Origin of the sequence: uncultured Sphingomonas sp. (assembly GCF_964243315.1) — a bacterium.
In the GTDB taxonomy this organism is placed as follows: domain Bacteria; phylum Pseudomonadota; class Alphaproteobacteria; order Sphingomonadales; family Sphingomonadaceae; genus Sphingomonas.
Genome location: NZ_CAXTEM010000078.1, coordinates 1 through 10291, shown reverse-complemented (window position 1 = coordinate 10291; position 10291 = coordinate 1). Strand labels below are relative to the sequence as shown.

The 10291-nt window shown below is 67.1% G+C and carries 13 protein-coding genes; 7 read left to right on the top strand and 6 right to left on the bottom strand.

Going from position 1 to position 10291, the window contains the following annotated elements:
- The 4 genes from ACFE77_RS14965 to eda all read left to right on the top strand — a co-directional run.
- On the top strand, positions 1–576 hold a 576-nt coding region (locus tag ACFE77_RS14965), incomplete at its 5' end, for a 6-phosphogluconolactonase (RefSeq protein ID WP_375422446.1).
- An 11-nt stretch (positions 577–587) separates the two neighbouring features.
- Positions 588–2399, top strand: coding sequence for a phosphogluconate dehydratase (gene edd / locus ACFE77_RS14960; RefSeq protein ID WP_375422445.1), 1812 nt, complete (start codon positions 588–590; stop codon positions 2397–2399).
- A gap of 42 nt (positions 2400–2441) precedes the next feature.
- The gene (gene glk / locus ACFE77_RS14955; RefSeq protein ID WP_375422444.1) at positions 2442–3407 is read left to right on the top strand and encodes a glucokinase; all 966 of its coding nucleotides are present in this window, start codon (positions 2442–2444) and stop codon (positions 3405–3407) included.
- On the top strand, positions 3404–4009 hold the full coding sequence (gene eda, locus ACFE77_RS14950) for a bifunctional 4-hydroxy-2-oxoglutarate aldolase/2-dehydro-3-deoxy-phosphogluconate aldolase (RefSeq protein WP_375422443.1): 606 nt from the start codon (positions 3404–3406) through the stop codon (positions 4007–4009). The genes glk and eda overlap by 4 nt, the downstream gene beginning before the upstream one ends.
- A gap of 123 nt (positions 4010–4132) precedes the next feature.
- On the opposite strand, the gene mltG is transcribed toward eda, so the two are convergent.
- The 6 genes from mltG to fabD form a co-directional block, all read right to left on the bottom strand.
- The gene (mltG, locus tag ACFE77_RS14945) at positions 4133–5101 is read right to left on the bottom strand and encodes an endolytic transglycosylase MltG (RefSeq protein WP_375422442.1); all 969 of its coding nucleotides are present in this window, start codon (positions 5099–5101) and stop codon (positions 4133–4135) included.
- 9 nt (positions 5102–5110) lie between these two features.
- Positions 5111–6367, bottom strand: coding sequence for a beta-ketoacyl-ACP synthase II (gene fabF, locus ACFE77_RS14940; protein WP_375422441.1), 1257 nt, complete (start codon positions 6365–6367; stop codon positions 5111–5113).
- Positions 6368–6492: 125 nt separating this feature from the next.
- Positions 6493–6729, bottom strand: coding sequence for an acyl carrier protein (locus tag ACFE77_RS14935; RefSeq protein WP_031393971.1), 237 nt, complete (start codon positions 6727–6729; stop codon positions 6493–6495).
- An 87-nt stretch (positions 6730–6816) separates the two neighbouring features.
- Complete coding sequence (fabG, locus tag ACFE77_RS14930; RefSeq protein ID WP_375422440.1) at positions 6817–7557, bottom strand: 3-oxoacyl-[acyl-carrier-protein] reductase; 741 nt, start codon at positions 7555–7557, stop codon at positions 6817–6819.
- 11 nt (positions 7558–7568) lie between these two features.
- Positions 7569–7988 carry a GxxExxY protein gene (locus ACFE77_RS14925; RefSeq protein WP_375422439.1) on the bottom strand — a complete coding sequence of 140 codons (420 nt, stop codon included), beginning with the start codon at positions 7986–7988 and terminating at the stop codon, positions 7569–7571.
- Positions 7989–8047: 59 nt separating this feature from the next.
- Entirely contained in the window at positions 8048–8983 is a 936-nt protein-coding gene (gene fabD / locus ACFE77_RS14920) for an ACP S-malonyltransferase (RefSeq protein ID WP_375422438.1), read from the bottom strand.
- 207 nt (positions 8984–9190) lie between these two features.
- On the opposite strand from fabD, the gene ACFE77_RS14915 reads away from it, so the two are divergent.
- The 3 genes from ACFE77_RS14915 to rpsR all read left to right on the top strand — a co-directional run.
- Positions 9191–9553 carry an RcnB family protein gene (locus ACFE77_RS14915; protein WP_375422437.1) on the top strand — a complete coding sequence of 121 codons (363 nt, stop codon included), beginning with the start codon at positions 9191–9193 and terminating at the stop codon, positions 9551–9553.
- A gap of 150 nt (positions 9554–9703) precedes the next feature.
- Entirely contained in the window at positions 9704–10147 is a 444-nt protein-coding gene (gene rpsF, locus ACFE77_RS14910) for a 30S ribosomal protein S6 (protein ID WP_375422436.1), read from the top strand.
- The coding region (gene rpsR, locus ACFE77_RS14905) for a 30S ribosomal protein S18 (protein WP_375422447.1) at positions 10147–10291 on the top strand (145 nt) is incomplete at its 3' end. The genes rpsF and rpsR, both read left to right, overlap by 1 nt.

The following is a 10291-nucleotide window of genomic DNA, read 5'->3' as shown; positions in this document are numbered from 1 at the left end:
GGCAAGACGCCGGTGCCGATCTACGCCAAGCTGGCCGCCGCCAAGCTCGACTGGAAGCGGGTGACGATCGTGCCGACCGACGAGCGGGTGGTGCCGCTCGGCGATCCGCTGTCGAACGTGACGATGATCGCCAAGGCGTTCATTCCCAAGGGCGCGCGGGTGATGCCGATCGTCCCGACCGCGACCGCGGACTACAAGGCCGCGGGCCGATCGGCGGACGCGCTGATGCAGGACCTGCACTGGCCGCTCGACCTGTGCCTGCTCGGCGTCGGCGGCGACGGGCACACCGCGTCGATCTTCCCCGGGCCGGACCTCGACGAGGCGCTGGCCGGCCCGCGCGAGCGTCGCGCCCTCGGCGTCATGCCCGATCCCCTGCCGCCCGAGGCGCCGGTGCCGCGGGTCACGCTGAGCCGCGAAGGCATCGTCACCGCACGCGCGCTGCTGATCGCGGTGACCGGCGCGGAGAAGCGCAAGGTGATCGAGGCCGCGATCAAGCAGGGCGCGGGATCGGCTTACCCGATCGGGCGCGTGCTGGCGGACGTCGAGCTGCCGGTCGACATCCACTGGGCGGCCTGACGACGATGCCGATGAACCCCGACGTCGTCGCGGTCACCGACCGGATCATCGAACGGTCGCGCGATAGCCGCGCGGCCTATCTCGCGCTGATCGGGCGCGAGCGCGAGAACGGCGCGCGGCGGCCATCGCTCGGCTGCGCGAACCTCGCCCATGCTTATGCGGGGACCGAGGAAGATCGCGACACGATGAAGGCCGGTGCCGGCATGAACATCGGCATCGTCACCGCCTATAACGACATGCTGTCGGCGCATGCGGTCTATTACCGCTATCCCGAGCTGATGAAGGTGTGGGCGCGCGAGGCCGGCGCCACCGCACAGGTCGCGGGCGGCGTGCCGGCGATGTGCGATGGGGTGACCCAAGGCTATCCGGGCATGGAGCTGTCGCTGTTCAGCCGCGACACGATCGCGCTGTCGACCGCGATCGCGCTGAGCCACGGCACATTCGAGGGCGCGGCGCTGCTCGGCATCTGCGACAAGATCGTGCCGGGCCTGCTGATGGGCGCGCTGCGCTTCGGGCATCTGCCGATGGTGCTGATCCCCGGTGGGCCGATGCCGACCGGCCTGCCCAACAAGGCGAAGGCCGCGGTCCGCGAACGCTATGCCGAGGGTCTTGCAGAGCGCGAGGAACTGCTCGACGCGGAGATCGCGGCCTATCATTCGAAGGGCACCTGCACCTTCTACGGCACCGCAAACACCAACCAGATGATGATGGAGGTGATGGGCCTGCACATGCCGGGCGCAGCATTCGTCAATCCGGGCACCAAGCTGCGCCAGGAACTGACCCGCGCGGCGGTCCACCGGCTCGCCGAGATCGGCTGGCACGGCAACGACTATCGCCCGCTCGGCCACTGCGTCGACGAGCGCGCGATCGTCAACGCCGCGGTCGGGCTGCTCGCGACCGGCGGATCGACCAACCATCTGCTCCACGTCCCTGCCATCGCGCGGGCGGCGGGGATCGTGATCGATTGGGAGGATTTCGACCGGCTGTCGCGCGCGGTTCCGCTGATCGCACGGGTCTATCCCAACGGATCCGCCGACGTGAACGCGTTCGAGGCGGCGGGCGGCATGCCCTATGTCGTTCGCGAGCTCATCGCCGGCGGCTATCTCCACCGTGACATCATGACGATCGCGCGCGACGATCTCTCCGCGTTCGCCGAAAAGCCGGTGATCGAGGGCGACCGCCTGGCGTGGCAGCCGGTCGGCGACAGCGGCGACGAGACTATCCTGCGGTCGGTCGATGCGCCCTTCTCCGCCGATGGCGGCATGCGCATCCTCGCCGGTAACATCGGGCGGTCGTGCATCAAGGTGTCGGCGGTCGAGCAGGAACGCTGGGTGATCGAGGCACCCGCGAAGGTGTTCGACGACCAGCTCGACGTGATCGAGGCGTTCCGGCGCGGTGAACTGGAACGCGACGTCGTCGTGGTGGTGCGGTTCCAGGGTCCGCGCGCCAACGGCATGCCCGAGCTTCACAAGCTGACCCCGCCGCTCGGGGTGCTCCAGAACCGCGGCTTCAAGGTCGCGCTGGTCACCGACGGGCGGATGTCGGGCGCGAGCGGCAAGGTGCCCTGCGCGATCCATTGCTCGCCCGAGGCCCTGGGCGGCGGCGCCATCGGCAAGATCCGCGATGGCGACCTGATCAGGGTCGACGCGGTCAACGGCATCTTGGAGGCGCTGGTCGATGAGGCCGAATGGGCCGCACGACCGCTGGCTGCCGATCCGCCGGCCGCGATCGGGATGGGCCGGGAATTGTTCGGGATGTTCCGCGGCCTGGCCGACGAGGCCGAAAAGGGCGCGTCGGCGATGCTGGCGGGGGCCGGACTCTGACGGCGCATCGGCCGGACTGACGAACGAAATCTGGAGAGCAACATGCAAGTCGTCTGCGCCGATATCGGCGGAACCCATGCCCGCTTCGCGATCGCGGAGGTCGAGGGTGGGCGCGTCGTGTCGCTCGGCGAACCGGTGACCCAGAAGACCGCGGATCATGCGAGCTTGCAGACCGCGTGGCAGGCGTTCGAGAAGATCTATGGCAAGCCCCTGCCCCGCTGCGCCGCGATCTCGGTCGCGTCACCGATCGCGGGCGACGTGATCCGGCTGACCAACAATCCCTGGATCATCCGCCAATCTCTGATCCCCGAGCGGCTCGGCGCCGACACCTATACCGTGATCAACGATTTCGGCGCGGTCGGCCATGCGGTCGCGCAGCTGCCGGAGGAGCATTTCGTGCATCTCTGCGGGCCTGATACCCCGCTACCGGCGGTCGGCGTCACCACGGTCTGCGGCCCGGGCACCGGGCTCGGCGTCGCGCAGGTGCTGAAGACCGCGGATCGCTATCACGTGCTGTCGACGGAGGGCGGGCATATCGATTATGCGCCGCTCGACGGGATCGAGGATGCGTTCGTGCAGCGGTTGCGCCGCACCTTCACCCGCGTGTCGACCGAGCGGATCTGCTCGGGACCTGGCATCGTCGCGATCTACGAGACGCTGGCGACGATGGAGGGTCGGCCGATGGCGACGCATGACGATCGCACGATCTGGACCGAAGCTCTTGAAGGCACGGATTCGATCGCGCTGGCCGCGCTTGACCGCTTCTGCCTGGCGCTCGGCGCGGTGGCGGGCGATCTGGCGCTGGCGCACGGCGCCATGGGCGTGGTCATCGCGGGCGGGCTAGGCCTGCGGATCAAGGACCGCCTGCTACGGTCGGGCTTCGACCAGCGTTTCGTCGCGAAAGGCCGGTTCCAGTCGCTGATGGCGGCGATGCCGGTCAAGCTCATCACCCATCCCCAGCCCGGCCTGTTCGGCGCCGCGGCCGCCTTCGCCCAGGAGCATTCATGACCGACATCGCCGACATCATGCAGACCAGCGCCGTCATCCCGGTACTGGTGATCGACGACGCTGCCACCGCGCTGCCGCTAGCGCAGGCGCTGGTCGCGGGCGGGCTGCGCGTGCTGGAGGTAACGATGCGAACCCCCGCGGCGATCGACGCGATCATCGAGATGAAGAAGGTGCCGGGCGCGATCGTCGGCGCCGGCACGGTGGTGAACACCGATCAGTTCGCCGCGGTGATGGACGCGGGCGCGGAGTTCATCGTCTCGCCGGGGCTGAGCGACCGATTGGCTACGCCGATCCTGGAAAGCGGCGTGCCGTTTCTGCCGGGCATCGCCAATGCGGGCGACATCATGCGCGGGCTCGACCTCGGGCTGACGCATTTCAAATTCTTTCCCGCCGAGGCGAGTGGCGGCTTGAAGGCGCTGAAGGCGCTCGCGGCGCCGTTCTACCAGTGCAAATTCTGCCCGACCGGCGGCATCACCGAAGCGAGCGCGCCCGAATGGCTGTCGTTCAAGCCGGTGCTGTGCGTCGGCGGCAGCTGGGTGACCGGTGGCACGATGGCCGAGGTGGAGATGAAAGCGCGGGCGGCGAACGCGTTGCGGGGGTGATCTGAAAGGGCGTGCGGTTCTCAACCGCCGCACCGTGCTCCTGCGAACGCGGGAGCTCAGGGCCATGCAGGGTACGCTTTTAACTCTGGGTTCCTGCGTTCGCAGCAACACCGGAGCTCCCAATCACATCTCGCCGCGGCTGCGCCTGATCGCGTACCATTTCTTCACGTTGGCGTTGTGCTGTTCCAGCGTGTCGGCGAACACATGCCCACCGGTGCCGTTCGCCACGAAGTAGAGCGCCTTGCTGGCAGCCGGCGACAGCACCGCATCGATCGCGGCGCGGCCGGGGTTGGCGATCGGGCCCGCGGGCAGGCCCCGCTCGGCATAGGTGTTATAGCCGTTCTTCGCAGTGAGTTCGGAGCGCAAAATACGGCGGCCGAGCGGCTTGCCCTTGGTGATCGGGTAGATCACCGTCGGATCGGCCTGAAGCGGCATGCCGACGCGCAGGCGATTGCCGTACACTGCCGCCACGGTCGTGCGCTCGGCGGGCTTACCGGTTTCCTTCTCGACGATCGAGGCGAGGATGATCGCCTCGCGCGGGGAAGTCACGACGATGCCCGGTTTGCGCTTGGCCCAGGCGGCCGCGAGGTAATCGCGCATCGCCTTCTGCATCCGCGCGACCAACGCCGCGCGGGTGTCGCCGCGCTGGAACGCGTAGCCGTCGGGCAGCACCGATCCTTCTGCGATCGGCGGGACCGGACCGGCGAGACCGTCGGTACGCGCGAGCATCTCGCCGACCATCACCGACGGATAGCCCTCGGGCACGACGACCAGCCGTTGTCGAACCTTGCCGCCCTGGAGCATCGCGAGGATCTCGGCCGGGCTCGCCTTCGCCGGAATGCCGTATTCGCCTGCCTTGATCGGCTCGCCCGAGCCGAGGAACCGCGCATAAAGGCGGAAGCGACGTGCCGATCCGATCGCACCTGCGCGCTCGAGCTCGGTCGCAGCGCCGGCGAGGCTGCTGCCCTCGGCGATCTGCACCGACAGCGGCCGCACCGCCGGGCCTGCCCCGCGCCAGTCGCGCCACGCGAACAGCGCCGCCGCGATCGCGACGAGGCCGATGATCAGGATGAGGCAGCCCGGCTTGCGCATGCGCCGGCGCTATACCGCGCGCATCACCAGCGAGGCGTTGGTGCCGCCGAAGCCGAAGCTGTTGTTGAGCACCGCCTTCACCTCGCGCTTGCGGGCGGTGTGCGGCACCAGATCGACGCCTTCGGTCCCCTCGTCCGGGTTGTCGAGGTTGAGCGTCGGCGGCACGATCTGGTCGCGGATCGCCAGGATGCAGAAGATGCTCTCGACCGCACCCGCGCCGCCGAGCAGATGCCCGATCGCCGACTTCGTGCTCGACATCGACGCGCCCGACAGATCGTCGCCGAACACCCGCTTCGCCGCCGCCAGCTCGATCGTATCGGCCATCGTCGAAGTGCCATGAGCATTGATATAGTCGATGTCCGACGGCTCCATCCCCGCCTTGCGCAGCGCCATCCGCATCGCGAGTTCGGCGCCCTTGCCGTCGGGATGCGGCGCGGTGACGTGATAGGCGTCGCCCGACAGGCCATAGCCGACGACCTCGGCATAGATCTTCGCGCCGCGTGCCTTCGCGTGCTCATATTCCTCGAGCACGACGACGCCGGCGCCCTCGCCCATCACGAAGCCGTCGCGATCCTTGTCATAGGGCCGGCTGGCTTCGGTGGGACGATCGTTCATGCTCATGTTGAGCGCGCGCGCCTGCGCGAACCCCGCCACACCGAGCGGGTTGACCGTGCTCTCGGCACCGCCCGCCAGCATGATGTCCGCGTCGTCGTCCTTGATCATCCGCGCCGCATCGCCGATCGAATGCGCGCCCGTCGAACAGGCGGTAACGACCGCGTGATTGGGACCCATCAGGCCGTATTTGATCGAAACCTGCCCGCTGATCAGGTTGATCAGGCGACCATGGACGAAATGCGGGCTGACCCGGCCGGGACCGCGTTCGTGCAAGTTGATCGATTCGATCTCGATGCCCGGCAAGCCACCGATGCCCGAGCCGATCGAGACGCCGGTGCGCAGCTTGAGCGCCTCGTCCATGTCCTCGAGACCCGCATCCTCGAGCGCTTGCCCGGCGGCATCGATGCCGTAGATGATGAAGGGATCAACCTGGCGCTGGACCTTGTGGTCGACGCGCTTGTCGGGATCGAAGCCGTATTCATGATCCTTTGGCTTCACCTCGCACGCGATCCTGCACTTCTGGTTGCTAGCGTCGAAATGCGTGATCGGGCCAGCGCCCGACTTGCTGGCGAGGATGTTCGCCCACACGGTCTCGACGTCCGCGCCGAGTGGCGTGACCATCCCCAATCCGGTTACGACAACGCGCCGCATGCAAAGCTCCTAAACTCAGGTCTTCCTACGAAAAACGGCTCCCCGCCCTCGATCACGGGGACGGAAAGCCGTTCATATCCTGCCCTTACGGGCGGGCCCAGGCGCTGGTCCTCAGGCCCCGGCCCTTACGCCTTATGCTCGTCGATATAGGTGATCGCGTCCTTCACGGTCGCGATCTTCTCGGCGGCGTCGTCGGGAATCTCTACCCCGAACTCTTCCTCGAACGCCATGACGAGCTCGACGATGTCGAGGCTGTCTGCGCCGAGATCGTCGATGAAGCTGGCATCCTCGGTCACCTTGTCGGCTTCGACGCCGAGATGCTCGACGACGATCTTCTTCACGCGGTCGGCGGTCTCGCTCATGTCATTCCCTCTTTCGATCTTGGGGTTTGGAATTCCTGAACGCACGTAGAACGGGGTCGTTCACGTGGCAAGTATCAGATGGTCCCGTCAGATCATCGCCATGCCGCCATTCACGTGCAGCGTCTGGCCGGTGACGTAGCCGGCCTCGCGGCTCGCCAGATAGACGACCGCGGCGCCGATGTCGTCGGGGCTGCCCAGATCGCCCGCCGGTATGCGCCCGAGCAACGCCGCCTTCTGCGCCTCGGGCAGGACGTCGGTCATCGCCGAGCGGATGAAGCCCGGCGCGACGCAGTTCACGGTGATGTTGCGGCTGGCGAGTTCCTGCGCGAGCGCCTTGGACATGCCGACCAACCCCGCCTTGGACGCGGCGTAATTGGCCTGGCCGGGGTTGCCGGTCTGCCCGACTACGGAGGTGACGGAGACGATCCGTCCGAAGCGTGCCTTCATCATCGGCTTGGCGGCAGCACGGACGAGGCGGAACGCGGCTTCGAGGTTGACGCGGATGACGCTGTCCCACTCTTCGTCCTTCATCCGCATCACCAGATTGTCGCGGGTGACGCCGGCATTGTTGACGAGGATATCGAGCCGCCCGCCAAGCGCCGCCACCGCCGCAGGCACCAGCCCATCGACCGCAGCGCCGTCGGACAGGTCGCAAGGCACCGCGACGTGATCGCCCGGCAGGCTCGCGCGGAATTGCTCCAGCTTGTCCTGGTTGGATCCGGAGACCGCCAGCCGCGCGCCCTGCTTTGCCAGCGCCTGCGCGATCGCCGAACCGATACCGCCGGAGGCGCCGGTGACGAGGGCGGTCATGCCTGTGAGATCGAACATGTTGGTCTCCATTAGAGTTTGTTCACGCGGAGGCGCGGAGACGCGGAGGGGCGGTAGTCGTTGACGATCCTTCGCAATCCCTCCTTCAGCGTTGCGCCGCCGAAGTTGATGAGCAGCCCGACGGGCAGCCCGGTGAGACGGAGATAGGTCAGTAACTGCTTGCCATGCGCAGTACTCAACATCTCCACTGACTTAATTTCGATGATCAAGCGTCCATCTACCAAAAGATCGATCCTGAACGCAGCATCGAAGCGCATGCCTTCGAAAGAGATGTCTACCGGTCGCTGCCGGCAGACCTCGTACCCCATCGACGCGAGTTTTCCGGCAAGCACGGTCTCATAGACGCTCTCGAGCAAGCCGGGCCCGAGATCGCGGTGCAATCGCAAGGCGACATCGACCACGTCGCCACTGATCTCGTCGATGTCTCTCACTTCTTCTCCGCGTCTCCGCGTCTCCGCGCGAACCAACCTTCTCCACGCCTTTGCGTGGACTAAAGGTCCCGAACGAGCGCCTCGATGTCGTCCATCGTCACGACGCTGATCGCATCCACATCGGGCGCGATGCGCTTGACCATGGGGCCGAGAACCTTGCCGCCGAGCTCGACGAAGCGCTCCACCCCGGCCGATTGCATCGCCAGCACCGATTCGCGCCACCGCACCATGCCGGTGACCTGGTCGACCAGCAGGCGGCGGATCGTGTCCGGGTCGGTGACCGGTTCCGCGGTGACGTTGGCGTAGACCGGCACCAGTGGCGCATCGATCCGCGCTTCGTCGAGCGCCGCCGCCATCGCATCCGCGGCGGGCTGCATCAGCGGGCAGTGGAATGGCGCGGAGACCGGCAGCGCGATCGCGCGCTTCGCCCCGTGATCCTTGGCGAGCGCGATCGCGCGGTCGATCGCGGCCTTGCTGCCGGAGATCACCACCTGCGTCGGATCATTGTCGTTGGCGACGGTGCAGACCTCGCCCTCCGCCGCGGCTTCGGCAATCATCTGGGCGATCCGCAGATCGGCCCCGAGCAGTGCGGCCATCCCGCCCTGCCCGACCGGCACCGCCGCCTGCATCGCCAGCCCGCGCAGCTTGAGCAGTCGCGCGGTCGTCGCGAGATCAATCGCACCCGCCGCACACAGCGCGGTGTATTCGCCGAGGCTGTGCCCCGCGACATAATCCGCCTTGTCGGCCAGGCGGATGCCGCCCTCGCGCTCGATCACGCGCAGCGTCGCGATCGCGTTCGCCATGATCGCGGGCTGCGCGTTCTGGGTCAGGGTGAGTTCGTCGGGCGGGCCTTCGCCCATGATCCGGAACAGCCGCTGGCCGAGTGCATCGTCAACCTCCTGGAACACTTCGCGCGCGGTAGGGCTGGCGGCGGCGAGTGCCTGGCCCATGCCGACCGATTGGCTCCCCTGACCGGGAAAGATGAAGGCGCGCATAGTACCTCTCCGTCATGATCCGCCCTGCGGCGACTGGGCGCGCGGAGTAGGCAGCCCGCCGCGGCGATGCAACCTGAACGAAGCGGACGGCGTTGCGACAAGTCGCGACTATTTGGCCCAATGATCGGGACGGGTTCGCGACAGTCGACGCCTAGATATGGCTTCGACGCCGCGATGCCGGCGCCGTACGACACGGGAGAAAATATTATGAAGAAGTTGATCCTCAGCGCGATCGCAGCGACCCTGATCGCCAGCCCGCTCGCGGTCTCCGCCGCCGAAGCAGCGCCGCAGCGCGATCGCGAGACCACCGTGATCCGCCAGAAGGCGAACGGTCGCACCGTCGTCACCCAGCGCCGCGTCGTCCGCCAGCCGGAATATCGCAACTGGCGCAAGGGCCAGCGCTTCGACCAGCGGTATGCGCGCAACTATCGGCAGATCGATTACCGCCAGTATCGCGGCCTGCGCGCGCCGCCCCGCGGTTATCGCTACGTACGCTCGGGCAACGACGCGGTGCTGGTCGGCGGCAACGGCAACGTGATCGCCCAGGTCTTCTCGGGCATCTTCCGATAAGCGGAACAGGTTGCAAATTGCGCGGAAACGGGTAAGACGATCACATCGAGAGCGGAAGGGCGCGAGCCTTTCCGCTTTTGTGTGTTGAACGACAGCCGGAGGGGCGACCGCACGGGGCGGCGTCAGCGATCGGCCAATTAAGGAAGCAGCATGGCTCTTTACGAGCACGTGTTCCTTGCGCGCCAGGATTTGGCACAGGCGCAAGTGGACGCGCTGGCGGAAGCCGCCACCAGAATCGTCGAGGATAACCAGGGCAAGGTCGTCAAGACCGAGTCATGGGGTCTTCGCAGCCTCGCCTATCGGATCGCGAAGAACCGCAAGGCACATTACGTGATGCTCGAGATCGAAGCACCGGGCAGCGTGATCCTGGAGCTGGAGCGCCAGACCCAGATCAACGAGGACGTGATCCGCTACATGACCGTCAAGGTCGATGAGCTGGAGCAGGGCCCGACCGTGATGATGCGCAAGCAGGAGCGCGATCGCGAGCGCCGCGGCGACCGTGAAGGTGGTCGTGAAGGCCGGGGCGATCGTCCCGACCGTGGTGACCGTCCGCGCCGTGACCGTGACGAAGCATTCGCTGGGGAGCAGAACTGATGGCCCGCCCGTTTTTCCGCCGCCGCAAGAGCTGCCCGTTCTCGGCCAAGGATGCCCCCCGGATCGACTATAAGGACGTCCGGTTGCTCCAGGGCTTCGTGTCCGAGCGTGGCAAGATCGTCCCCTCGCGCATCACCTCGGTGA